This window comes from Neobacillus cucumis (assembly GCF_023715505.1).
Genome location: NZ_JAMBOH010000003.1, coordinates 159,675 through 184,285, shown reverse-complemented (window position 1 = coordinate 184,285; position 24,611 = coordinate 159,675). Strand labels below are relative to the sequence as shown.

Annotated in this window: 22 protein-coding genes, 1 other RNA gene and 1 other annotated feature; of the genes, 21 read left to right on the top strand and 2 right to left on the bottom strand. The window is 40.6% G+C overall.

The window, feature by feature from the left end:
* Positions 1 to 75: 75 nt before the first annotated feature.
* The 7 genes from M3226_RS06070 to yajC all read left to right on the top strand — a co-directional run bounded on the left by M3226_RS06070 (position 76) and on the right by yajC (position 5,308).
* Complete coding sequence (locus M3226_RS06070; protein WP_251563555.1) at positions 76 to 624, top strand: intercompartmental signaling factor BofC; 549 nt, start codon at positions 76 to 78, stop codon at positions 622 to 624.
* A 211-nt stretch (positions 625 to 835) separates the two neighbouring features.
* Positions 836 to 1,447, top strand: a complete 612-nt coding sequence (ruvA, locus tag M3226_RS06065) for a Holliday junction branch migration protein RuvA (protein WP_251563553.1) — start codon at positions 836 to 838, stop codon at positions 1,445 to 1,447.
* A gap of 10 nt (positions 1,448 to 1,457) precedes the next feature.
* Positions 1,458 to 2,459 (top strand): Holliday junction branch migration DNA helicase RuvB, encoded by a 1,002-nt coding sequence (gene ruvB / locus M3226_RS06060; protein ID WP_251563551.1) that lies wholly within the window; start codon positions 1,458 to 1,460, stop codon positions 2,457 to 2,459.
* Positions 2,456 to 2,662 carry a DUF2905 domain-containing protein gene (locus tag M3226_RS06055; RefSeq protein WP_251563549.1) on the top strand — a complete coding sequence of 69 codons (207 nt, stop codon included), beginning with the start codon at positions 2,456 to 2,458 and terminating at the stop codon, positions 2,660 to 2,662. Before ruvB ends, M3226_RS06055 begins: the two co-directional genes overlap by 4 nt.
* A 17-nt stretch (positions 2,663 to 2,679) precedes the next feature.
* On the top strand, positions 2,680 to 3,708 hold the full coding sequence (queA, locus tag M3226_RS06050) for a tRNA preQ1(34) S-adenosylmethionine ribosyltransferase-isomerase QueA (protein WP_251563547.1): 1,029 nt from the start codon (positions 2,680 to 2,682) through the stop codon (positions 3,706 to 3,708).
* Positions 3,709 to 3,840: 132 nt separating this feature from the next.
* The gene (tgt, locus tag M3226_RS06045; RefSeq protein ID WP_251563545.1) at positions 3,841 to 4,980 is read left to right on the top strand and encodes a tRNA guanosine(34) transglycosylase Tgt; all 1,140 of its coding nucleotides are present in this window, start codon (positions 3,841 to 3,843) and stop codon (positions 4,978 to 4,980) included.
* Between the two features lie 28 nt (positions 4,981 to 5,008).
* Positions 5,009 to 5,308 carry a preprotein translocase subunit YajC gene (gene yajC / locus M3226_RS06040; protein ID WP_251563543.1) on the top strand — a complete coding sequence of 100 codons (300 nt, stop codon included), beginning with the start codon at positions 5,009 to 5,011 and terminating at the stop codon, positions 5,306 to 5,308.
* Positions 5,309 to 5,447: 139 nt separating this feature from the next.
* Here the strand turns inward: yajC and M3226_RS06035 are convergent, their stop codons facing one another.
* Positions 5,448 to 5,864, bottom strand: a complete 417-nt coding sequence (locus M3226_RS06035; protein ID WP_251563541.1) for a TIGR04086 family membrane protein — start codon at positions 5,862 to 5,864, stop codon at positions 5,448 to 5,450.
* Positions 5,865 to 6,055: 191 nt separating this feature from the next.
* Here M3226_RS06035 and M3226_RS06030 point away from each other — a divergent pair, with 191 nt between their 5' ends.
* Positions 6,056 to 6,718 (top strand): DUF421 domain-containing protein, encoded by a 663-nt coding sequence (locus M3226_RS06030; RefSeq protein WP_251563953.1) that lies wholly within the window; start codon positions 6,056 to 6,058, stop codon positions 6,716 to 6,718.
* A 47-nt stretch (positions 6,719 to 6,765) separates the two neighbouring features.
* Here the strand turns inward: M3226_RS06030 and spoVB are convergent, their stop codons facing one another.
* On the bottom strand, positions 6,766 to 8,316 hold the full coding sequence (gene spoVB / locus M3226_RS06025) for a stage V sporulation protein B (protein ID WP_251563539.1): 1,551 nt from the start codon (positions 8,314 to 8,316) through the stop codon (positions 6,766 to 6,768).
* A gap of 148 nt (positions 8,317 to 8,464) precedes the next feature.
* Here spoVB and M3226_RS06020 point away from each other — a divergent pair, with 148 nt between their 5' ends.
* From M3226_RS06020 to M3226_RS05960, 13 genes are all read left to right on the top strand, one after another.
* A complete protein-coding gene (locus M3226_RS06020) occupies positions 8,465 to 8,761 on the top strand; it encodes a post-transcriptional regulator (RefSeq protein WP_251563537.1) in 297 nt (98 codons plus the stop codon).
* Between the two features lie 317 nt (positions 8,762 to 9,078).
* Complete coding sequence (secDF, locus tag M3226_RS06015; RefSeq protein ID WP_251563535.1) at positions 9,079 to 11,343, top strand: protein translocase subunit SecDF; 2,265 nt, start codon at positions 9,079 to 9,081, stop codon at positions 11,341 to 11,343.
* A gap of 147 nt (positions 11,344 to 11,490) precedes the next feature.
* Positions 11,491 to 13,854 (top strand): single-stranded-DNA-specific exonuclease RecJ, encoded by a 2,364-nt coding sequence (recJ, locus tag M3226_RS06010; RefSeq protein ID WP_251563534.1) that lies wholly within the window; start codon positions 11,491 to 11,493, stop codon positions 13,852 to 13,854.
* Positions 13,845 to 14,357, top strand: a complete 513-nt coding sequence (locus M3226_RS06005; RefSeq protein WP_251563531.1) for an adenine phosphoribosyltransferase — start codon at positions 13,845 to 13,847, stop codon at positions 14,355 to 14,357. Before recJ ends, M3226_RS06005 begins: the two co-directional genes overlap by 10 nt.
* Positions 14,358 to 14,657: 300 nt before the next feature.
* Positions 14,658 to 16,853, top strand: a complete 2,196-nt coding sequence (locus M3226_RS06000) for a RelA/SpoT family protein (protein ID WP_251563529.1) — start codon at positions 14,658 to 14,660, stop codon at positions 16,851 to 16,853.
* A 12-nt stretch (positions 16,854 to 16,865) separates the two neighbouring features.
* Positions 16,866 to 17,306: a D-aminoacyl-tRNA deacylase gene (gene dtd, locus M3226_RS05995; protein ID WP_251563528.1), complete on the top strand. Its 441-nt coding sequence runs from the start codon at positions 16,866 to 16,868 to the stop codon at positions 17,304 to 17,306.
* 364 nt (positions 17,307 to 17,670) lie between these two features.
* The gene (locus tag M3226_RS05990) at positions 17,671 to 17,847 is read left to right on the top strand and encodes a hypothetical protein (protein WP_251563525.1); all 177 of its coding nucleotides are present in this window, start codon (positions 17,671 to 17,673) and stop codon (positions 17,845 to 17,847) included.
* Between the two features lie 59 nt (positions 17,848 to 17,906).
* Positions 17,907 to 18,146, top strand: a binding site (T-box leader).
* Between the two features lie 113 nt (positions 18,147 to 18,259).
* Positions 18,260 to 19,531 (top strand): histidine--tRNA ligase, encoded by a 1,272-nt coding sequence (gene hisS / locus M3226_RS05985; RefSeq protein ID WP_251563523.1) that lies wholly within the window; start codon positions 18,260 to 18,262, stop codon positions 19,529 to 19,531.
* Between the two features lie 13 nt (positions 19,532 to 19,544).
* Positions 19,545 to 21,314, top strand: coding sequence for an aspartate--tRNA ligase (gene aspS, locus M3226_RS05980; protein WP_251563521.1), 1,770 nt, complete (start codon positions 19,545 to 19,547; stop codon positions 21,312 to 21,314).
* Between the two features lie 67 nt (positions 21,315 to 21,381).
* A non-coding RNA gene (gene ssrS, locus M3226_RS05975) (6S RNA) lies at positions 21,382 to 21,576 on the top strand.
* Between the two features lie 154 nt (positions 21,577 to 21,730).
* Positions 21,731 to 22,498: a tRNA threonylcarbamoyladenosine dehydratase gene (locus tag M3226_RS05970; protein ID WP_098529882.1), complete on the top strand. Its 768-nt coding sequence runs from the start codon at positions 21,731 to 21,733 to the stop codon at positions 22,496 to 22,498.
* Between the two features lie 198 nt (positions 22,499 to 22,696).
* Positions 22,697 to 23,626: an ABC transporter ATP-binding protein gene (locus tag M3226_RS05965; protein WP_251563519.1), complete on the top strand. Its 930-nt coding sequence runs from the start codon at positions 22,697 to 22,699 to the stop codon at positions 23,624 to 23,626.
* Positions 23,619 to 24,569, top strand: coding sequence for an ABC transporter permease (locus tag M3226_RS05960; protein ID WP_251563518.1), 951 nt, complete (start codon positions 23,619 to 23,621; stop codon positions 24,567 to 24,569). The genes M3226_RS05965 and M3226_RS05960 overlap by 8 nt, the downstream gene beginning before the upstream one ends.
* The last annotated feature ends 42 nt before the right edge of the window (positions 24,570 to 24,611 follow it).

Below are 24,611 nucleotides of genomic sequence, written 5' to 3'. Positions count from 1 at the left end.
AGGATAATAAGGCAAATAAAGGCTAAACTAGTACTGTAAGGTATGTTCAATAATTAACATTAAGAGGTGAGTAACATGAGGGTCATTTGGATAGCAATGTACAGGTACACATTAGCCGTATTTGCTGTTATTCTCTTCATGTTTATCGTAAGGGTTCCAGGGCTAATACCAATAAGCTCGGCTGCACAGCAAGATTACCAAACACCGAGGACAGAGCCGCTCAACTTGACGGTTATCCTAGAAAGAGTCTATCTTGATGGGGAAGTAAGTCAGGAATTAGTGCACGAGACATGTTGGAAAATGGATAATTTTTGGGCTAAATATGACCAATGGCAGCTTACCAACATTCACGATTCAACCTATGTATTCCGAAAGCAGGTTGACGATATCTCCCCATTATTAAAAGTAAATGGTTTTTTTGGTGTTACAGAGGATGGTGTTTTAACGATCTTTAATGGCCGGCCGGGACAATCACGGATTATTCAGTCATTCTTTCAAATAGATATCAAGAAACTTGAGGGTAAAAAACAAGAAGAATTAATACAGGGTATCCCCATTAAATCCAGAGACCATTACGTTGAGGTTTTAGAGACGTTTGAACCTTATTCTTTAAAAGAAGAGTAGACCTGTCAAATTCAGACTGATTGAGTCAAATCAGCCTGTTTTTTTATGTAACTAGCTTTTTACCTCCATCCCAACTTTAGTCATACTGAATTATTAGACTTTTTAGGAAGAAACGAATTTCTTCAATAACCTTCTAAACTTATGTTAAAATGAAAGATAGCTGATTTTTCAAGAGAAAAACCTTTGAGGTTTAATTGGGGAGAGAATACGATTGTATGAATTTATAAAAGGGATGGTAGAGTTTGTCGGTCCAGAATACATCGTCGTCGAAAATAATGGGATTGGCTACCAAATCTCCACACCCAATCCGTTTATTTTCGCCGGTAAGATGGAAACAATGGTAACTGTTTATACCTACCATTATGTCCGCGAAGATGTGATCGCCCTATACGGATTTGAAACAAGAGAGGAAAAGAGACTTTTTACCAAACTATTAAATGTCTCGGGGATTGGCCCTAAGGGTGCGCTGGCCATTCTAGCTTCAGGTGAAGTCAAGCAAGTGGTTAATGCCATTGAAAATGAAGATGAAAGCTTTCTTGTCAAATTTCCCGGCGTCGGCAAAAAAACAGCGCGGCAAATGATTCTTGACCTGAAAGGGAAATTACAGGATATCGTGCCCGATTACTTCCCTAATCTTTTCAATGCTAACGAATTTCCACTGCCTGAGCAGTTAATCAATTCGTCCTTCGAAGAAGCCATCCTTGCCTTAAAAGCCCTTGGCTATTCTGAGAAAGAAATTAAAAAGATTTCTCCTGAATTACAAAAAGAGCAGCTTTCAACCGATCAATATATTAAAAAAGCCCTCCAACGGCTTTTGAAATAGGTGATAATTCATGGACGAGCGGATTATATCGAGTGAAGTGAATGAAAGCGAGATTACGATTGAACAAAGCCTGAGGCCGCAAACATTAAAGCAATACATCGGGCAAACTCAGGTAAAAGAGAATCTCGAGATATTTATTAAGGCCGCAAAGCTGCGAAAGGAGACACTTGATCATGTTCTCCTTTATGGTCCTCCGGGATTAGGAAAGACAACACTTGCGGTGATTATTGCCAATGAAATGGGAGTGAATATCCGGACAACCTCAGGCCCAGCTATCGAACGGCCTGGTGATCTAGCTGCCATCCTAACCTCTCTTGAACCTGGGGACGTGTTATTTATCGATGAAATTCACAGGCTCCCACGGACAATAGAAGAAGTACTTTATCCGGCGATGGAAGACTTTTGTCTGGATATTGTCATCGGAAAAGGGCCAAGTGCGAGGTCCGTCCGGCTTGACCTTCCTCCGTTTACATTAGTCGGTGCTACTACCCGGGCAGGCTCTTTATCCGCTCCGTTACGCGACCGATTTGGAGTTTTGTGCAGGCTCGAGTATTATAAGGAAGACCAACTAAAAAATATTGTATTGCGAACAGCTGATTTGTTTGAAACTGAAATGGATGAACCTTCTGCAGCTGAAATTGCCAGAAGGGCAAGGGGAACCCCAAGAATCGCTAACCGTCTTCTTCGTCGGGTAAGGGATTTTGCACAAGTGAAGGGGAATGGTACAATTGACCTGTCCCAAGCAAGACAAGCATTGGAATTACTGCAGGTCGACCGTTTAGGACTTGATCATATTGATCACAAGCTATTAAAAGGTATTATTGAAAAATTCCGCGGCGGTCCAGTTGGGCTTGATACGATTGCTGCATCGATTGGGGAAGAGGCAGAAACGATAGAAGACGTGTATGAGCCATATCTCCTCCAAATTGGGTTTTTACAGCGAACCCCCCGTGGCAGGGTCGTAACTGGTGCAGTATATCACCATTTTGGCATGGAGGTGCCGATGGAATGACCTCTTTATCCAAAATATTAATGGTCATTGGCGCCCTTTTGTTTATTATTGGATTTTTGATTCAATTTTTACATTTAGGAAGGCTTCCGGGAGATGTCGTAATCAAGAAAGGGAATGCGACCTTTTATTTCCCTCTTGTGACATCGATCATAGTAAGTATTGTATTATCCCTGTTTTTTTATTTTTTAGGGAGATTTCGATAAGTAAGGTGTGATAGATTATGAAAGTAGATATTTTTGATTTTCATTTGCCTGAGGAACTCATTGCTCAGGTGCCGCTAAAAACAAGGACAGACAGCCGATTAATGGTATTAAATAAACAAACAGGCGAAATAAAGCATGAAGTGTTTAAAAATATTACAGAATATTTGCGTGAAGGGGACTGCCTTGTCTTAAATGACACCAAGGTACTGCCTGCACGCCTTTTTGGTGTAAAAAACGATACGGGTGCCAAGATTGAAGTCCTGCTATTAAAACAACTGGAGGACGATCAGTGGGAAACACTTGTCAAGCCGGCAAAGCGAGTAAAGGTAGGGACTGAACTTGTCTTTGGAGATGGGCTGCTTACAGCTGTTTGCACCGGCGAGTCAGACCATGGCGGTAGAGTATTACAGTTTAAATACACTGGAATATTCTACGAGGTACTTGACCAGTTAGGTGAAATGCCGCTGCCTCCCTATATAAAAGAACAGCTAGAAGACCGTGATCGTTATCAGACAGTATATGCCCGCGAACCGGGATCAGCTGCCGCACCAACAGCAGGTCTTCACTTTACGGAGTCCCTTTTAGAGGAAATTAAAGCAAAAGGAGTACATATTGCGTTTATCACGCTTCATGTAGGTCTTGGTACTTTTCGTCCCGTGAGTGTGGAGGATGTATTGGAGCACGATATGCACTCCGAATTTTATATGGTAACAGAGGGCACCGCTCAGCTGCTGAACGAGGTAAGGCAGAGCGGGGGAAGAATTATAACGGTTGGAACCACATCAACTCGGACATTAGAGACGATTGCATCAGCTAATAATGGACAATTTACCGCCGGAAGCGGCTGGACAAGTATTTTTATCTATCCTGGTTATGAATTTAAGGCGATTGACGGTATGATTACTAATTTCCATTTGCCTAAGTCCACCCTGATTATGCTGGTCAGTGCCTTAGCCGGCAGAGAGAATATTTTGCATGCCTACAATACAGCCGTCGCTGAACGGTATCGCTTTTTCAGCTTTGGTGATGCAATGTTCATCATCTAATGGTAAAGGGGCGGAGCGCCGCAAATATAAATGATTCTAAACAATCTTTTCTGTAAAATATTTATTCTGCACTTTGCATTGATTTAGCTTAGCTCTGCTCACAACCGCCTTTTATAGGAAGGAGACAACAATTTGACCGCGATTCGTTATGAATTAATCAAAACATGTAAACAAACGGGGGCGAGGCTCGGCAGGGTCCATACACCACACGGATCTTTTGACACACCTGCCTTTATGCCGGTCGGGACACTGGCAACCGTAAAAACCATGTCACCTGAAGATTTAAAAGAAATGGGTGCTGGGATCATTTTAAGTAATACCTACCACTTATGGCTCAGACCAGGTCATGAAATCATTAAAGAGGCTGGCGGTCTTCATAAATTTATGAATTGGGACCGGGCCATCTTAACAGACTCAGGTGGTTTTCAGGTTTTTAGTTTAAGTGAATTCCGTAAAATTGAAGAAGAAGGAGTTCATTTCCGCAATCATATGAGTGGGGAGAAACTATTTTTATCACCGGAAAAAGCAATGGAAATTCAAAATGCCCTTGGTTCCGATATTATGATGGCATTTGACGAATGCCCGCCATTTCCTGCCACTTTTGAATATATGAAAAAGTCCGTTGAGAGGACGTCAAGATGGGCTGAGCGCTGTTTAAATGCTCATCAGCATCCACAAGACCAAGGATTATTTGGGATCGTCCAAGGGGGCGAATATGAAGAACTCCGCAGACAAAGTGCAAATGACCTTGTCTCACTTGACTTCCCAGGTTACGCAGTAGGCGGGTTATCAGTCGGAGAGCCAAAGGATGTCATGAACCGTGTCCTTGAATTTACCACACCAATGTTGCCAACGAATAAACCTCGTTATCTAATGGGGGTTGGCTCACCGGATTCTCTAATTGACGGAGCGATTCGCGGGATTGATATGTTTGATTGTGTATTGCCAACACGGATTGCCCGAAATGGTACATTAATGACAAGTACCGGACGGCTTGTGGTGAAAAATGCGCAATATGCCCGTGATTTTGGCCCGCTTGATCCTGAGTGTGACTGCTATACATGCCGAAATTACTCGAGAGCTTATATCCGTCACTTAATTAAATGTGATGAAACTTTCGGAATTCGTTTAACGTCTTACCATAATCTCTATTTTCTGTTAAGATTAATGGAGAAGGTCAGACAAGCCATTATGGAAGACAGGCTTGGAGATTTCCGCGAAGAGTTTTTTGAACGTTATGGTTTTAACAAGCCTAACGCGAAAAATTTCTAATAGATGTTTTTGAAAGGAGGGAAACAGAGTGCAAGGTATTGGTACAATCATTCCATTAATATTAATGTTTGTGTTATTTTATTTCCTATTAATCCGTCCGCAGCAAAAGCGCCAAAAAAAGGTTGCGAACATGCAAAACGAATTGAAAAAAGGGGATAAAATCGTCACGATTGGTGGTCTTCATGGCTTTATTGACTCAATTGACGATAATAAAGTTGTGATTAAATGTGGTGACGGCAGCCGTCTTACATATGACCGCAACGCCATCCGTGAGGTAACTGAATCCGCAGCTGGTACAAGTGAAGGAAGCGTAAGCCTAAACAAATAAGGAATCATAAAAAGGAAGCCACACATGTATGGCTTCCTTTTCTATTAGATAAGAAAGCATTAAATGTTTGAAAATGATTTAGCTGCAGCGCCTAGGGGCTCGGGGTCATAAGCCCCTGTTCTAGGCGCTTCCGCTTGACTTATGCAGACCTCCGAGAATTGTTGGCAGCAATATTTACTCCCAATATTCCGCCCATCATTGCAATCAATGTATAGCAGGTGTGATAAATTACTTGTTCCGCATCAAACAAGCGGTCATAGCCAAGATATTGAAACAAAAAGACAGCAAATGAATAAAAAATCCCTGTTAGTCCGCCAATAAGCCAGCCTTTTTCTTTTCGTTTTCCGCCCGAAAGAAAACCGCCGCCAAACAGCCCGATGAATGATAAGGCTGTAATCACATATTGAAGTGATCCCTCTTGAGCGGACGTAAATCGAAGGATAAACGCAAAAATAAGACTGCAAACTAGGGCAAAGGCAAAAATGAAAATTAATCCATACAGTATGGATACCCCAAAGCTTTTCGATTCGATTTTAACTCTCCCCCTTCGTTCCAAGACCAACCCTTCCTCTTTTTAGCTGGCCAAGTCCTAGACAGTTATTCTTCCTAGTACAAGCGTATTCAGGCAAAGCACAAAGTAGAATAAATACTTCCGCTCTATAAGAATTTTTTTGGAACTAACTTCCTTTCATAAATGACAATAAAATATCCGATACTATTCAGTGATTTAAAAAAAGGGGCGGACCAATAGTGGAATATGTATCGATCGTGTTTCGGACCATTGTGTTTTATCTCCTCATCCTCCTCATTTTTCGAGTGATGGGCAAACGTGAAATTGGTGAACTAAGTATTCTGGATCTTGTCGTATTCATTATGATTGGTGAGATGGCGGTTGTTTCCATTGAAAATCATCATTCACCGTTATTCCAAACGATGGTTCCCATGTTAGTTTTAATGACCATTCAGATCACCATGGCGATTTTATCATTAAAGAGTAAAAGGTTACGTGATTTGATTGATGGTAAGCCAATTATTATTATTAACAGGGGGAAAATTGATGAGAAGGCCATGCGTAAGCAGCGCTATAATTTTGATGATTTAATGGTGCAATTAAGAGAAAAGGACATCCGCAGCATAGCGGACGTTGAATTTGCTATTCTCGAACCCTCCGGAAGTTTATCAGTGATAGAAAAATTAAAAAACCCTGAAGACCCGACAAAGCAGGGCGACATCACGATCCCCTTAATAATGGATGGACAAATTGACGAAGAAAATCTAAAGCGGATCAATAAAACAAATCTCTGGCTGCGGCAGGAATTGAAAAAGAAGGGATACCGCGAAGTTAAGGACATTTCTTTTTGCAGTTTTGAAAATGGAAACTTTTATATCGATTTAAAGGATTACGATTAAGAAGACACGCCCATAAGGCATGTCTTCTTTTGGTTTAGTAAGATTGGTCACGAAGGGATTAGGTTTCCAAACCATGGGATCCGCTTTAGTTCCTCTTTTTTAATAAGGCGGAATAAAACGAGCATGGCAAAATAAGAAACTACCATTGCGAATGCCGCTGCGATGACACGGACAATTAAATGTTCCTGTAAAAGGAAATGGTCAAAAAGATAATAGCCCAGCCAGCCTGAGAGCCCCATTACAAGGAACCCCTTTAAGTAATCTCTTGTATAAAAGGAAAAGGAAACCTTCTTTAATACGGTTGCAAAATGTAGTCCGGTTACAAGGACAAAACCAACCACAATTCCTAGGGCAGCCCCATTAATACCGAATGAGGCTTGGGAGGCAAGTAAGAAAATTACAGCTGTTTTAACAACTGAACCAATTAGACTATTAATCATTGCTGCTCGAGCGAGATTTAAGGCCTGTAACACTGCCTGTAATGGACCTTGATAGTAGTAAACCAACATAAATGGAGCCATAAGGCGGATAAAAAAGGATCCTTTTGTAGAGCCGTACATCAGCTGCATGAGCGGGTCTGCTAATACATAGAGGATAATCACGGCAAGCCCGCCTGTTAAAAACACAAACCGCAATGCTTGTTGTAATCGATATTCAATAATATTATGTTGATTTTTAGAATTTGCCTCACTAATAGCAGGTACAAGGGAGGTTGCCAGCGAAAAGGTAACAAAGGAAGGCAGCATTAACAACGGCATGGCATAACCGGTTAAGGCACCATATTGCTTTGTAGCATCACCTGCAAGGACACCTGCTAGGGCTAGACTGTGGGCCACAACAATCGGCTCAAAAAACCAAGAGATTGAACCAATCATTCTGCTTCCCATCGTAGGCAGAGCGATTTCCATTAAATTTTTAAAAGTTCGTTTTCCTTTTTGAACAAATTGGAAAAAGTTTTTTCTCAGCTTAAACCGTTTTTTTAATTTAAAGGTAGTCAGTAAATAAACGAGAGAAAGCAATTCGCCTAAAACGGAGGCCGCCATAGCCGCTGCCGCCGCATATTCCACTCCATAAGGGAGGAATGTTTTAGTTGCTGTTGCGATTAACGTAATCCGCACAAATTGTTCAAGTATTTGTGAAATGGCTGATGGCCGCATATTTTGCCGGCCTTGAAAGTATCCTCTCAACACAGATGCCACTGCGATAATGGGAAGTGCTGGGGCAATTGCCATCAGAGGATAGTAGGTTCTTGGGTCTGTAAACAGTGTGGTTGATAGAATAGGTGCCAGTAAAATCAATGCTGGTGTAAAGACAATCGATAAACCCACCGTGATCGCCAGGGAAACGACTAGGATTTTTTTGATTTCGGCATGATCACCTTTGGCCTCCGCCTCTGCAATGTTTTTCGAGATAGCAACCGGAAGACCTAACTGAATAATCGTTACGACAAGAATGAACGTAGGATATGCCATCATATATAAACCGACGCCTTCTTCGCCTATACTTCTTGCCAGAACAATCCGATAAATAAAGCCTAGGACTCTTGTGATAAAACCTGCAACTAAAAGGATAAAAGTCCCTTTTAAAAACTTCGACATTTTGGTTCCCACCTTCTCAAATAAGAAGAATTCATATACAATTAACTATATGCCTAGTGGTGGACAAAGCATGACAAGTTGTACTGGCTTTTTGAATGGTTTTCATAAACGGTGAATTTTTAAACGAGATTTTGGGGAGGCAGAGAGAATGGATAATAGTCACGTAAACGAAGAGTTTCGTACCCAAGTACAGCCTGCATTAAAGAGCAAATTAGAGGAGTTTCGCCTGCTGGGAATTGACTCTGTATCAGAACAAGGTTTTTGGAAATTCCTAGTAAAGAAAAAGTGGAAAAAGGTAAAACATGAGATGAGGCTTTATGAAATGATCCAGGATATTCTCTCTGTTAGGGTAAGTGACTATCTAAATTATGTAACCATCGAATCCTATAAAACTTCCGAATTCTCGATTGATAATGAAGAAGAGCTTAAGGAGCTTTTAAAATAGGCTGTGTTAAAGGTTATTGTTGATTTTAAGCATGTTGATTGGAGCGGAAGGCGCGCAGACTCCTGCGGGAGTACGGGGCAGGGGAGACCCCACAGGCGCTTAAGCGCCGAGGAGGCTCCCCGGACCGCCCGCGGAAAGCGAAGCGCCAGGAGTGGAAATCAACCTCAAGCTTAACACAGCCCTAAAATAAGAAAAAATGTTAAATTGACAGTCTGTAGAAGTTATTTCATAATGAAAGAAGTGACTTTTTCATTATTCTTAAATAGGGGTAAACGTAACAGTGCTTTTGCACATGCAATAAGGAGGAACATTACATAATGGTAAAGCGTAGTAGAATTATTGCTTTCTTTCTTTTGATTCTCATTTTTGGAAGCACAATTGGAGCAACAACAAAGAACATCTTAAATAATATGAAGCTTGGACTTGACCTTCAAGGGGGATTTGAGGTCTTATACGAGGTTCAGCCAGCGAAAAAAGGGCAAAAAATTACAAAGGACGTCTTGGCTAGTACTGCGGAAGCCCTCGATAAACGGATTAACGTCCTAGGAGTAAGTGAACCTAGTATTCAAATTGAGGGTACAAACCGAATTCGTGTTCAGCTTGCCGGCGTAAAAGACCAAAACAAAGCAAGGGAAATCTTGTCCACTCAAGCAAATCTTTCTTTCCGAGATGCCAATGACAAACTAATGATGGACGGGTCCGATTTGAAGCAAGGGGGAGCTAAGCAAACCTTTGATCAAAATGGGGCACCAAGCGTTACTTTATCATTAAAAAGTGCTGATAAATTCCGTAAAGTCTCTGAAGAGATTATGAATATGGCGCCAAACAATTACCTAGTTATTTGGCTGGATTTTGAAGAAGGAAAAGATTCCTTTAAAAAAGAAGTAACTAAAGCAAATCCCAAATTTTTATCGGCTCCGACTGTAAAGGAAATCTTTAATCAGGATTCAGTTTCGATTGTCGGCAGCTTTACTGCAAAAGAAGCGCAAACTTTGGCTTCACTATTAAATGCTGGTTCCTTACCTGTAAAACTGAAAGAAGTATACTCCACTTCTGTTGGAGCTAAGTTTGGGGAACAGGCCTTACATGAAACAGTTTTTGCGGGAATCGTCGGTATCGTAATCATCTATTTATTTATGATTTTCTATTATCGTTTTCCAGGTTTTATTGCTACCATTACGTTAACCATTTTTACATATCTAGTGCTATTAATTTTTGATTGGATGAATGGGGTCCTGACCCTGCCGGGGATTGCTGCAATCATCCTCGGGGTAGGTATGGCAGTCGATGCCAACATCATCACCTATGAACGAATTCGTGAAGAATTAAAGGTAGGCCGAAGCCTAAAGTCGGCGTTCGAAGCTGGTGAGAAACATGCCTTTACAGCTATATTTGACGCAAACTTAACAACCATTCTTACAGCGTGTGTATTATTTTTCTATGGGACAAGTTCTGTAAAAGGGTTTGCGACCATGTTAATTGTGAGTGTTCTAATGAGCTTTTTGACAAATGTTTATGGGTCAAGGCTGCTATTAGGACTATGGGTGAAGAGTGGTATTGTTAATAAAAAACCCGGTTGGTTTGCCGTACATCCTTCACAAATTAACAATATTAACGATAACGTTGATACTGTCGACTTGCCAACCAGATTTGATAAAATTGATTTTGTTGGTTTAAGGAAGAAAGTATTTGTTTTATCGGGCACTCTCATTCTCGCAGGTATTATCGTTCTTGCTATTTTCCGCTTGAACTTAGGTATTGATTTTTCGAGTGGTACTCGGATAGAGGTACAATCGAAGACGCCATTAACTACAGAAGAGGTTAGAAGCGCTTTTACTGATCGCGGTTTAAAGCCGGATGATGTAGTAATCTCAGGTAACAACAATCAAATTGGTGCTGTTCGAATGATTGGGGTATTGTCTAAGAATGAGATTGCTTCTTTAAAAGCAGATTTAAAAAAGGAATATGGCTATGAGCCGAATGTCAGCACAGTTTCTCCGACTGTAGGTAAAGAACTGGCGAAAAATGCCTTTATTTCTGTGCTGCTGGCATCAATAGGCATCATTCTCTATGTTTCAATCCGATTTGAGGCCTATATGGCCATCGCAGCTATTGCTGCTATACTTCACGATGCATTCTTTATGATTGCCATTTTCAGCATCACAAGACTTGAAGTAGATTTAAACTACATCGCGGCGATTTTGACTATTGTTGGTTATTCAAACCATGATACAATTGTCACGTTTGACCGGGTTCGTGAAAATATGCATAAGAAAAAACGTCTTAAAACGGTCCAGGATATTGCTGATGTGGTAAACGTAAGTATTCGTCAAACGTTAACTCGTTCCATTAATACGGTTCTTACTGTCCTAGTTACTACAGCATGCATAATGATCTTTGGAAGTCCTTCGATTCGTAATTTCTCAATTGCGTTGTTTGTCGGATTAATTGTCGGTGTTTATTCATCCGTCTTTGTCGCAGGTTCTTTATGGTATGTTATGAAGTGCAAGGAACTGAAAAAGAAGGGTGTCATTAGAACCGTTAAGGAAAAAAGAAAATACTCTGATCAGCCTCAGGTCTAGAAGAGCGAAGTCTAGCTGCTGAGCGCTGAAGCTAGACAGGTCTAATATCTTTCTAAAAAACTGCAAATCTTTTTGCAGTTTTTTCTTTTGATTGAAAGCTTATGCCTACTCCTGTATAATTAGAAAGTCTGAGGGGTGAACGTACCAATGTTAAAATCAAAAACAAAATGGATTGTTCGCAATTCTGATCGTAATCTCGCCCAAATGCTTGTAAATGAATTGAAAATCACACCGCTAGTTGCATCCCTACTTGTAAACCGTGGACTTAATACCGTAGAATCTGCTCGGTATTTTTTATTTGGAAAAGATGAGTTTCACGATCCTTTCTTACTAAAAGGAATGGAAACAGCGGTTAAGCGAATTCGTGAGGCGATTGAAAAACAAGAACCTATCCTCATTTTTGGAGATTATGATGCAGATGGTGTAAGCAGCACCTCGGTGTTAATGATTACACTTCGTGATTTAGGGGCAAACGTCCAATTTTATATCCCTAATCGTTTTACAGAAGGTTATGGACCAAACGAACCCGCATTCCGTCAAGCGGCGGAAAATGGTATAAAATTGATTATTACCGTCGATACAGGAATAGCTGCCGTTCATGAAGCATCAGTTGCGCATGAAATTGGCTTAGATCTTATTATTACCGATCACCATGAACCTGGACCGGTTTTACCAGAGGCCCTAGCAATCATTCATCCCAAACTGCCTGATAGCATTTATCCCTTTCGTGAACTGGCCGGAGTAGGAGTAGCTTTTAAACTCGCCCATGCATTGTATGGGGAAATTCCCGAGCATTTATTTGAAATCGCCGTTATTGGCACGATTGCTGACTTAGTATCGTTGAAAGGTGAAAATCGCCTTATCGCTAAAAAAGGCCTCGAAAAACTTAAAGTAACCCAAAATATTGGACTAAAAGCAATCTTAAAAGTAGCAGGTGTGGATCCGATGTCGATCAATGAAGAGACGATTGGATTTACACTTGCACCTAGAATAAATGCCGTCGGCAGGCTGGAAGATGCCGATTTAGCCGTTCAATTATTATTGACGGACGACCCGCACGAAGCGGCGAGCTTAGCAGAAGAAATGGATGCCTTAAATAAAACCAGGCAGGAGATTGTCAATGCTATTACGGTTGAAGCGATCGAAGAGGTTGAAAAAAACTACCCAATTGAGACCAATAAAGTACTGGTTATTGGTAAAGAGGGCTGGAATCCTGGTGTTATTGGAATTGTGGCTTCAAGACTTGTTGAAAAGTTCTATCGGCCAACGATTGTGCTGAATTTTGATCCGGATAAAGGGCTCGCTAAGGGTTCGGCAAGAAGTATTGTGGGATATGATTTATTTAAAAATTTATCCACCTGCCGAGAACTTTTGCCGCATTTTGGCGGACATCCGATGGCTGCAGGGATGACTTTGAAACTTGAAGACGTGGCAGAGCTTCGTGAACGCTTAAACCGCCTTGCTGACGAGCAGCTGACGGATACCGATTTAATTCCGATAACACAGCTCGATGAGGAGATTCGTCTTCGAGATATTAGCTTATCCTCATTAAATGAACTCAGTTTGCTGGCGCCGTTTGGAATGGACAACCCAAAGCCAAAAGTGTTAATAGATAATGTGGCGATTACAAGTATGAGAAAAATTGGCAGTGAACAGAACCATCTTAAGGTTTTAGTCAGTGAAGAAGATTCAACCCTTGACGGAATTGGATTTGGTTTGGGAACTCTCGTTGACCATATTTCACCTGCCTCAAAAATTTCATTAATTGGGGAATTATCTATTAATGAATGGAATAATATACGTAAACCACAAATCTTTATTCATGATATGGCTGTTCATTCGTGGCAATTATTCGATTTTCGGGGGCAAAAGCGAGCGAATCATATCGAAACCACAGTACCTGCTGAAAACAGAAAAATTATCCTTTTTAATAAAGAAAACCTTGAAAAATTAAAACCTGAGCTGCGGTCTGAAGTGATTTTTATCCAAGATATGGAAGAGGCTAAGTCGTTTGATGGGTACAAAGCTAATATTGCATTAGTGGATTTCCCCCCGTCAAAAGACCTTTTAAAAGGATTGTTCGCCGGAAAAGAACCTGCAAGAATTTATGCTTATTTCTTTAAAGAAGCAAGCGATTATTTTTCCACCATTCCTACACGCGATCATTTTAAATGGTTCTATGCCCTCCTGTTAAAAAAGGGCCCAATCGACTTGAAACTTCATGGTGAAACGATCGCGAAACACCGCGGCTGGTCGCAGGAAACGATTAAATTTATGTCAAAGGTGTTTTCTGAACTGGATTTTGTTACAATAAACAATGGATTTATTACTTTGAAAACGGGAGCGCCAAAGCGTGACCTGACTGATTCCCAAACTTATCAAACAAAACAGGCCCAGTATGCTCTTGAAAGAGAATTATTGTTTTCCTCATTTCAAGAATTAAAAGGCTGGTTCGATCAAGTCATTCAAGGATCGGTTGAATCTGAGGAGGCAATTAAAGAATGGATTTAAGAGAATTTATTACAATCGTACCCGATTGGCCAAAACCAGGAATTAAATTTAAAGACATTACCCCTTTAATGAATAATGGTGAAGCCTATAAATACGCAACAGACCAAATCGTGGCATATGCAAAAGAGAGGCAAATCGACATTATTGTTGGACCGGAAGCGCGAGGCTTTATTATTGGCTGCCCGGTTGCCTATTCGTTAGGAGTAGGGTTTGCACCAGTCCGTAAAGAAGGAAAGCTGCCACGAGAAACGATTAAGGTCAGCTATGGTTTGGAATATGGTAAGGATGTTTTAACAATTCATAAAGATGCCATTCAGCCAGGACAAAGGGTGTTAATCACTGATGATTTGCTGGCAACAGGAGGCACGATCGAAGCAACAATTCAATTAGTAGAGCAGCTTGGCGGTGTTGTAGCGGGGATTGCTTTCCTAGTAGAATTGAGCTATTTAGAAGGCCGTAGTAAACTAGACGGCTACGATGTTCTTACATTGATGCACTATTAATGGAGAATCGAGGGCACTCAGGAAACGAGTGCTCTCTTTATATAATAGTTGAGGTGAGTTTTTTTTACGTAAAACTCATGTTGACAAGCTTTATAAGTGAAAAAAACGACAAATATTTCGTGATTTAGTAAAAAAACAGCACAATCTCTTTACAACTTCGCTATTTTTTTCGATAATAGTAACAATCATTCTAATTTAGTAACCATTTTTTTAAAATATATTTATTTATTGATTTTGTCCAACAGGTATAGTTCCAAAAAACTTTGATATAAAAAATGAGATGAAAATAAAGGTGATTTCATGGCGAACGATCAAGTGTTAACGGCCGACCAAGTCATCGACAAGACCAGAAAGTATTTGAATGATGAGCATGTTGAACTAGTCAAAAAGGCTTATGAGTACGCGAAACATGCCCATCGTGAACAATATAGAAAATCGGGAGAGCCATATATTATTCATCCTATTCAGGTAGCCGGTATTTTAGCCGACCTTGAAATGGATCCGGCAACGGTGGCCGCTGGTTTTCTCCATGACGTTGTAGAAGATACCAATGTAACCTTAGGGGATATTGCAGAGGCTTTTAACGGCGAAGTGGCAATGCTTGTTGATGGGGTTACAAAGTTAGGGAAAATTAAATACAAGTCTCATGAGGAGCAGCAGGCAGAGAATCACCGGAAAATGTTTGTGGCAATGGCGCAGGACATCCGCGTGATCCTTATTAAGCTCGCTGACCGCTTGCATAATATGCGGACACTTAAACATCTTCCTATGGAGAAACAGCGCCGAATTTCAAATGAAACACTTGAAATTTTTGCACCTTTAGCTCATCGTCTTGGTATTTCTAAGATTAAATGGGAGTTGGAAGATACCGCATTAAGATATTTAAATCCGCAACAATATTACCGGATTGTCAACTTAATGAAGAAAAAACGTGCAGAACGTGAGCAATATTTGGATGATGTCGTTGAAGAAGTAAAGGGCCGCCTGGATGAAGTATCTATTAAGGCAGAGCTTTCAGGCCGACCAAAGCATATCTACAGCATCTATCGAAAAATGGTACTGCAAAATAAACAATTCAGTGAAATTTATGATTTGCTAGCGGTTCGAATTGTTGTCAATAGTATTAAGGACTGCTATGCCGTTCTTGGCATTATTCACACCTGCTGGAAGCCAATGCCCGGCCGTTTCAAGGACTATATCGCGATGCCGAAACCGAACATGTATCAGTCCTTGCACACAACGGTTATTGGACCAAAAGGAGATCCGCTTGAAGTACAAATCCGGACGTACGAAATGCACCGAATTGCGGAATTTGGGGTTGCGGCACACTGGGCATATAAAGAAGGAAAAACGATAAGCGATAGCTCCACTTTCGAGCAGAAACTTACCTGGTTTAGAGAAATCCTTGAGTTCCAAAATGATACGGCGAATGCCGAGGAGTTTATGGAGTCATTGAAAATTGATTTGTTTTCCGATATGGTATTTATTTTCACACCGAAGGGTGATGTTATCGAACTGCCATCTGGTTCTGTTCCTATCGATTTTGCCTATCGGATTCACTCTGAAATCGGCAATAAGACGATTGGCGCAAAAGTGAACGGCAAAATGGTGACACTTGATTATAAATTGAAGACCGGTGATATCATTGAGATTCTCACATCAAAACACTCATACGGACCAAGTCAAGATTGGTTGAAGCTTGCTCAGACATCACAAGCTAAGAACAAGATTCGCGCATTTTTTAAGAAGCAGCGCCGGGATGAGAATGTCATTAAAGGCAAAGAGCTGGTTGAAAAAGAAATCCGTAATATGGAATTTGATCTTAAGGAAATTTTAACACCGGACAATCTAAAAAAAGTCGCCGAAAAATTTAACTTTATGAATGAAGAAGATATGTATGCGGCAGTTGGATATAACGGTGTGACAGCCTTGCAGGTGGCAAACCGCTTAACGGAAAAAGAACGAAAAAAACGAGATAAGGAACAATCGGCAACCATTGCCAATGCCATTACCGATTTGAAATCCTTCCCGTCAATGAAAAAGTGGGAATCAGGTGTACGAGTTCAAGGGATTGATAACCTTTTAATCCGGTTGTCAAAATGCTGTAGTCCTGTCCCTGGGGATGAAATAGTTGGTTTTATTACGAAGGGGCGCGGTGTCTCTGTCCATCGTTCCGATTGCCCTAATATTGATTCCAATGATGCTCAATCCAGACTGATTCCGGTTGAGTGGGAATCTTCCTTGAACGACCGTAAAGAGTATAACGTTGATATCGAAATCAGCGGTTATGACCGTCAAGGGCTCCTTAATGAGGTGCTCCAGGCAGTTAGTGAGACGAAGACCAATATTTCGGCTGTTACCGGGAAGTCTGATCGGAATAAAATGGCGACGATTATTATGTCGATTGCTATTCATAATGTTAACCACCTCCAAAAGGTTGTGGAACGCATTAAGCAAATCCCAGACATTTATTCGGTTCGCCGGATCATGAATTAAGGAGTTTCTAGCATGAGAATAGTAGTGCAGCGCAGCAAGGGGGCTAAGGTAACTGTCGATGGTGAAATAACCGGACAGATTACCAAAGGCTTTGTCCTGTTGGTTGGGGTGACACACGACGATAAGGAAGAGGATGCCGCCTATTTAGCGGATAAAATTGCTAACTTACGGATCTTTGAAGATCATGATGGGAAAATGAATCATTCTTTATTGGATGTTGGCGGAGAAATTCTCTCTGTCTCCCAGTTCACCCTTTATGGGGACTGCCGAAAAGGCCGGAGACCGAACTTTATGGAGGCAGCAAGGCCTGAACAGGCGATAGTCTTATATGAAGCCTTTAATCAGATGCTTCGTGACAAAGGAATTACCGTTGAAACTGGTGTGTTTGGCGCCATGATGGATGTAGAACTAGTCAATGATGGCCCTGTAACGTTGATTGTGGAAAGCAAGTAGGCAGCCTTGGCATTCATGCCGGGCTTTTTTTGTTGCGATTCTCTCAAAAAAATTTCTAAAAATAACTTCTAGTAAGGTAGAAATTGGCTCTGGCAGCGAGTGGAAGTAGTCGTTTTCCTAAGAAACAAGCCTGATACCCAGCCAAAACTACCGGACTTATACTCTATTTTCCCCCAATAATACTTCTACTTTTTTGTCATCGTAACCTCCTTTATCAGTTTAGTTTATCGTAAAAATCCCAAAAATTATTCCTTAATTAGTTAATTACGCCAATTTTACTAGAAGTAAGCCATAAAAATCACCTAAACATGTAAGATTTTTGCCGGAGTGGAAATACTAGAAAAAAAGACTGAGGTGATTGGTTATGAGATCGAGTGATAAGGGAATGAACATACAGTCAATGGACGGCCGTCTTTTTGGAGCAGATTTTCATGATTTTATACAAAAAGAGGGTCATTCAAACTCCATTGAGCTTGCATCTGAATTTGGGCTAACGATGGGCGATATCAGAAAGTTAAAAAAACATATGGGAAGGTCTTAAATGTCTCTTGACATTACCATTGTTGCTACGTATTATTATATAAATATGAAAGATATTCGGAATAACCAATGATGGAGCATAGTAATTAAGATAATCCATGAAAAGAGAGGAAATGCCTTAGGCTGAAAGCATTTCTACATGTACCTTAGTGAAAGAACACTCCGTAGGCTTCTCTCTGAAAAAGCAGCCGCTTTATTAGGAGATGAACGTTGCAGGCGTTAACTGTTTAAGCGGAAGAGCATTTTTTTCATGTTCTTCAACTAGGGTGGCACCGCGGGACTAAAACTCTCGTCCCTTGTATGATTACAAGGGATGGGAGTTTTTTTGTGTTTCCAGAAAAAGCAAGCACCCTAATAGCGTCTATTTAACAATATCTACATAAGCGTTATGTTTATAAAGGAGGTAAATCACCATGTCAATCAGCATCCCGAGAGGCACGCAAGACATACTGCCTGGTGAAGTAGAAAAGTGGCAGTTAATTGAAGCAAAAGCAAGAGAACTTTGTGAAAAATACCAATATCAAGAGATTCGTACACCAATCTTTGAACATACAGATCTTTTTTCTAGAGGCGTCGGCGATAGCACCGATATTGTCCAAAAAGAAATGTACACCTTTGAAGACAGAGGCAAACGCAGTTTAACGCTTAGACCTGAAGGAACAGCTGCAGTCGTTCGCTCGTTTGTAGAGAAGAAAATGTTTGGTCTTGCTAATCAGCCTGTTAAGCTTTATTACATGGGACCTATGTTCCGTTATGAACGCCCGCAGGCAGGACGATTCCGCCAATTTGTTCAATTTGGTGTGGAGGCATTAGGAAGTAACGACCCAGCGATTGATGCAGAGGTAATTTCTTTAGCCATGAATCTTTATAAAGAAATGGGATTGCAGAAGTTAAAACTTATCATCAACAGCTTAGGGGATAAAGAAAGCCGGACGGCTCACCGTGAGGCGCTAGTGAATCATTTCAAACCGCGGATTGGGGAGTTTTGTCATGACTGTCAAAACCGTTTAGAAAAAAATCCGCTTCGAATCCTGGATTGTAAGCAGGACCGTGACCACGAATTAATGAAAACGGCGCCTTCGATCTTAGATTATTTGAATGATTTTTCTAAAGCTTACTTTGAAAAATTACAACAGTATTTAACGCAGCTCGATATTCCATTTGAAGTAGATTCAAACTTAGTCCGTGGCTTAGATTATTATAATCATACGGCATTTGAGATTATGAGTAATGCGGAGGGCTTTGGAGCAATTACCACCCTTTGTGGAGGCGGACGTTATAATGGTCTTGCAGAAGAAATTGGCGGCCCTGAAACGCCTGGAATCGGTTTTGCTTTAAGTATTGAGCGGTTTATTGCGGCACTTAATGCGGAAGGTATTGATCTTGAAATCAATCAAGGAATTGACGTGTTTGTAGCTTCACTTGGGGAAGAAGCAAAGGATTATACGGTCGGACTTTTGCAGCAGCTTCGAATGGCTGGTTTTTCTGCGGAAAGAGATTACCTGGACCGGAAAATCAAGGCCCAATTTAAAGCAGCTGACCGTTTAAAGGCTAAATATGTAGCGATACTTGGTGATGATGAGCTTAAAAATAACAAAATTAATGTAAAAAATATGGCTACAGGTGAACAGGTAGAAATAGACTTAAACACATTTATTAAACAATTCCAGGAATTCCAAGCTTAAAAGGGGGATAAACATGTTTGGCAGATCGTATTTTTGTGGAGAAGTTCCAGAATCAGCAGTAGGTGAGAAGGTAACATTAAAGGGCTGGGTTCAAAAGCGCCGCGACCTCGGCGGGTTAATCTTTATTGATTTGCGCGACCGTTCCGGAATTGTTCAAGTAGTGTTTAATCCAGATACATCAAAGGAAGCACTGCAAATTGCAGAAACAATCCGTAACGAGTATGTTCTAAATGTGGTCGGAACCGTTGTCGGCCGTGAAGCAGGAACCATTAATGAAAACATTACAACTGGAACGATCGAAGTTCAGGCTGAGGAAGTAATGATTATCAATGAAGCGAAAACGCCGCCGTTCCAGATTTCTGATCGGACAGATGCTTCAGAGGATATCCGCTTAAAATATCGCTACTTAGATTTCCGCCGTCCGGTTATGTTTGAGACACTCAAGATGCGCCATCAGGTAACAAAACATATTCGAAACTACCTTGACAGTGAGGGTTTCTTAGATATTGAAACACCAATTTTAACAAAAAGTACACCAGAGGGAGCACGTGACTATTTAGTGCCTAGCCGTGTCCATCCAGGTGAGTTCTATGCATTGCCACAATCACCACAGTTGTTTAAACAATTGTTAATGGTGGGCGGAGTAGAACGGTATTATCAAATTGCCCGCTGTTTCCGTGATGAGGACTTGCGTGCAGACCGTCAGCCGGAATTTACCCAAGTCGATATTGAAACAAGCTTCTTAAGTCAAGAAGACATTATCAGCATGATGGAAAAAATGTTGTCTGGATTAATGAAGGAAGTTAAAGGGGTGGAAGTCCCTGCAAGTTTTCCGCGGATGACCTATGCAGAAGCAATGAGCCGATTTGGGTCTGATAAACCAGATACACGGTTTGGATTAGAGCTTGTGGACCTTTCTGAAATTGTGAAGGATTCAGGTTTTAAGGTGTTTGCTGCAGCAGTTGCAAATGGCGGCCAGGTAAAAGCCATTAATGTAAAAGGCGCAGCTGATAAATATTCTCGTAAAGATATTGATGCTTTAACTGAATTTGTCGCTGTCTATGGTGCAAAAGGCCTTGCTTGGTTAAAAGTTGATGCTGAAGGCTTAAAGGGACCAATTGCTAAATTCTTCACCGAAGAGGATGCACAAGCAATTAAGGCAACACTTGATGCGGCTGATGGAGATTTACTATTATTTGTTGCCGATAAAAAGAGTGTTGTAGCGGATTCCCTTGGTGCATTAAGACTTAAACTTGGGAAAGAGTTAGGCTTAATCGACCCAAGCCAGTTTAACTTCTTATGGGTAACTGACTGGCCGCTGTTAGAGTACGATGAAGAAGAAGGCCGTTATTATGCAGCACACCATCCATTTACAATGCCATTCAGGGAAGACCTTGAACTATTAGATACAGACCCTTCCCAGGTCCGTGCGCAGGCATATGACATTGTTTTAAATGGATATGAACTTGGCGGCGGCTCACTGCGGATTTTCGAACGCCACATTCAAGAAAAAATGTTTAGTGTGCTTGGATTTTCTCCAGAAGAAGCGCAGGAACAGTTTGGCTTTCTCTTAAATGCCTTTGAATATGGAACACCCCCACATGGTGGAATTGCTATCGGTCTAGACCGCTTGGTGATGCTGCTTGCAGGCAGTACCAACCTGCGTGATACGATTGCCTTTCCAAAGACAGCAAGTGCAAGCTGCTTGTTAACGGATGCACCAGGTGAAGTTTCTGAGGCGCAATTGAAGGAATTAAATTTGTCACTAACTGTTAATAAATAGCAAGAATTCGCTTTCATAAATCCTTGATGAACGTTTAAGGATATGATATGATAAAAGCAATTAAAGAAGAGTCCTGAAATGTACGTTGTGTTACCTGAAGTTTTGACCGAACATTAATGATACGGGAGTCTAGAGTTTTCTGCCATGCGTAAATGCCCCACCTATACGGTATAGGGACTTACAATAGCGGAAACAGGACACCCACCTGCTAGTAGCGGGATCAAAACGAAGGATTATAAGCGACGGCACCATTGGGACTCTTCGTTATTTTCCTAAAAAATAACCTTCTGCTTAGGCAGAAGGTTTTTCTTTTATGAATAATTCCTAGTTGATTACTTGTTTTTATAAGCAAGTATGATATATTCTTATGGTGAAAAAATATAATAAAAAGTGATTATAAATTTGGAGTGAATCTAATGCTGCATCAATTTTCTCGAAACGAGCTTGCTATTGGTAAAGAAGGACTAACTATTATGAAAAACAGCACGGTTGCTGTTTTAGGAATCGGCGGTGTCGGTTCATTTGCGGCGGAAGCTCTGGCCCGGTCCGGGGTTGGCAGATTAATTTTGATTGATAAAGATGACGTAGATATTACTAATATCAACCGTCAGCTGATTGCACTATTATCCACGGTCGGCAGACCAAAGGTAGAAATCATGACAGAGCGGATTAAAGATATTAACCCTGATTGTGAAGTCATTCCGTTGAAAATCTTTTATACAGAAGATACCTATGAAGAAATATTTAGTCATAAATTGGATTTTGTTGTGGATGCTTCGGATACGATTGTTTATAAAATTCATTTAATGAAAGAATGCCTGAAGCGAAATATCCCGATTATTTCTAGCATGGGGGCAGCAAACAAAATGGATCCGACTCGTTTTAAGATTGCGGATATTTCAAAAACGCATACGGACCCGATTGCAAAGGTCATCCGTACAAAACTTCGCAAAGAACGGATTCACAAAGGGATTCCGGTAGTCTTTTCTGATGAAAGTCCAATCGTGATTCGGGAGGATATTAAAAAAGAAGTGGGAAATGAAAATGCACCGATTCGCAAAGCGCAAATGCCGCCTGCCTCTAATGCTTTTGTGCCTTCTGCAGCTGGCTTGATTATGGCGAGCTATGTTGTCAGAGAATTGCTAAAAGACATTAAAATTCAGCGCGTTGCTGATGAAAAATAAGCAATTTGCCCTAAACTATTTGATGTTTAGGGTTTTTCTTTTTGCATCAGTCTTGAGACCTAGAGATTATCCATCCGGAGCCGTTTTAACTCGCTCTTCTTTTTTGTTACAATACTTTCCGAATATAGGAAGGGAGAATTTTTTACTAGATTCAGGTAAACTTGATTAATATAGTTTGTTCCTGAGAGGAGAGAGAAATTGGAGAGCATTGTAGAACTTAAAGAGGTTACGAAGGTTATTAAAGGAAGAACCATTATTGATCAAATTAGCTTCCGAGTAAATAAAGGGGAAGTGTTTGGATTTTTAGGTCCAAACGGAGCAGGGAAAACCACCACCATTCGGATGATTGTTGGTTTAATGGGAATTACCTCCGGTGACATAACTATAGGCGGTTATAGTATAAAATCTCAATTCGAGGAGGCAGTCGGTCATATCGGAGCGATTGTTGAAAATCCGGAAATGTATAAATTTTTAACAGGTTATCAGAATTTGGTTCATTATGCACGCATGTCGAAAGGAATCTCAAAAGATAAAATTGCGGAAACGGTAGAATTGGTAGGACTGTCAGAACGAATCCATGACAAAGTCAAAACCTATTCACTTGGAATGAGGCAGCGGTTGGGGCTGGCTCAATGTCTTTTACATGACCCGGCTGTATTAATTCTTGATGAGCCTACTAACGGATTAGACCCTGCAGGGATTAGAGAAATACGCGATTATGTCCGCCTGTTGGCCCGAGAAAAAAATATGGCTGTGATTGTTTCTAGTCATTTACTGTCTGAAATGGAAATGATGTGTGACAGAATCGGAATCATTCAAGATGGCAGGTTAGTCGATGTACAGCGTGTTAATGAATTTGTGCATGAAGGTACCGAGGTAACCTATGAGCTGGAAGTAATACCGGCTGAAAAAGCAATGATTCTTTTAACTGTGCATCATCCAAATCTTAAAGCAAATCATTCAAGAAATGGCTTAACTGTTGAATTGAGCAAAGAGGAAATCCCTAATTTAGTTAAATTACTAGTTGCCGATGATATTTCCATTTTTGGGATTAAGGAAGTAGGGAAAACATTAGAAGATCGCTTCCTTGAAGTGACGTCTGAAAAGGAGGTGGCTTTACGTGGTTAATTTAATTAAAAATGAATGGATGAAAATTTTTAGGCGTCCTGGAACGATGGTTATGATTGCTATTTTGATTCTTTCCTTAGCTGTAGTTGCTATTGTCATTAAATCACAACAAACTAGTATGGATGTGCAGCAGGATAATAATTGGCAGCAGGTCTTACAGGAGGAAAACAATGCTTTAAAGCAGCAGATGGCGAAAAGCCAAATCAAATCGGAGAAGCAATATTTCAAAAAAGAAATTGCGATTAATGATTACAAAATTAAACATGATATTCCACCTAAAGAGAAATATACGGTTTGGTCCTTTGTAAAAGATTCATCACAGCTGATTATGTTAGCAGGCGTATTTATTATTATTGTAGCTGCTAGCATAGTGGCCAGTGAGTTTAACTGGGGGACAATTAAGCTGTTATTAATCCGGCCCATTAATCGAACTAAAATTCTTTTATCGAAATATGTGACAGTATTATTATTTGCAATCCTTATGCTGGCGATCATGTTTATTTTCTCTAGCGTATTGGGTGCCATATTGTTTGGTATGCCGGACAAAGCAGTTCCTTATTTAAATTATTTTAATGGCCATGTTACGGAACAGAATATGGTTGTCCATCTGCTCGTTTACTACGGACTAAGTTCTATTGATATGATTATGTTAGTAACCATGGCATTCATGATTTCTGCTGTATTTCGAAATAGTTCACTTGCGATTGGGCTCTCATTGTTTTTATTATTTACCGGGGGTCAATTTACAGCTTTGTTAGCAATGAAATTTGACTGGGCTAAATATGTTTTATTTGCCAACACAGATTTAATGCAATATTTTGAAGGAACACCACTCGTCGAAGGAATGACAATCCCCTTCTCAATTATCATGCTAGTCATTTACTTCGCCCTATTCCAGCTCCTCACTTTCTACGTCTTCAAAAAACGAGACGTAGCAGCATAAACACTATAAGAACATAAATAAAGGTGACAGGCACCATGTGAA

Bases quoted from the DNA above. Each gene is read 5' to 3' on its own strand.
- M3226_RS06070 (WP_251563555.1), top strand. From the start codon at position 76: ATGAGGGTCATTTGGATAGCAATGTACAGGTACACATTAGCCGTATTT.
- ruvB (WP_251563551.1), top strand. From the start codon at position 1,458: ATGGACGAGCGGATTATATCGAGTGAAGTGAATGAAAGCGAGATTACG.
- M3226_RS06055 (WP_251563549.1), top strand. From the start codon at position 2,456: ATGACCTCTTTATCCAAAATATTAATGGTCATTGGCGCCCTTTTGTTT.
- queA (WP_251563547.1), top strand. From the start codon at position 2,680: ATGAAAGTAGATATTTTTGATTTTCATTTGCCTGAGGAACTCATTGCT.
- spoVB (WP_251563539.1), bottom strand. From the start codon at position 8,316: ATGTCGAAGTTTTTAAAAGGGACTTTTATCCTTTTAGTTGCAGGTTTT.
- M3226_RS06020 (WP_251563537.1), top strand. From the start codon at position 8,465: ATGGATAATAGTCACGTAAACGAAGAGTTTCGTACCCAAGTACAGCCT.
- secDF (WP_251563535.1), top strand. From the start codon at position 9,079: ATGGTAAAGCGTAGTAGAATTATTGCTTTCTTTCTTTTGATTCTCATT.
- recJ (WP_251563534.1), top strand. From the start codon at position 11,491: ATGTTAAAATCAAAAACAAAATGGATTGTTCGCAATTCTGATCGTAAT.
- M3226_RS06005 (WP_251563531.1), top strand. From the start codon at position 13,845: ATGGATTTAAGAGAATTTATTACAATCGTACCCGATTGGCCAAAACCA.
- M3226_RS06000 (WP_251563529.1), top strand. From the start codon at position 14,658: ATGGCGAACGATCAAGTGTTAACGGCCGACCAAGTCATCGACAAGACC.
- dtd (WP_251563528.1), top strand. From the start codon at position 16,866: ATGAGAATAGTAGTGCAGCGCAGCAAGGGGGCTAAGGTAACTGTCGAT.
- M3226_RS05990 (WP_251563525.1), top strand. From the start codon at position 17,671: ATGAGATCGAGTGATAAGGGAATGAACATACAGTCAATGGACGGCCGT.
- hisS (WP_251563523.1), top strand. From the start codon at position 18,260: ATGTCAATCAGCATCCCGAGAGGCACGCAAGACATACTGCCTGGTGAA.
- aspS (WP_251563521.1), top strand. From the start codon at position 19,545: ATGTTTGGCAGATCGTATTTTTGTGGAGAAGTTCCAGAATCAGCAGTA.
- M3226_RS05970 (WP_098529882.1), top strand. From the start codon at position 21,731: ATGCTGCATCAATTTTCTCGAAACGAGCTTGCTATTGGTAAAGAAGGA.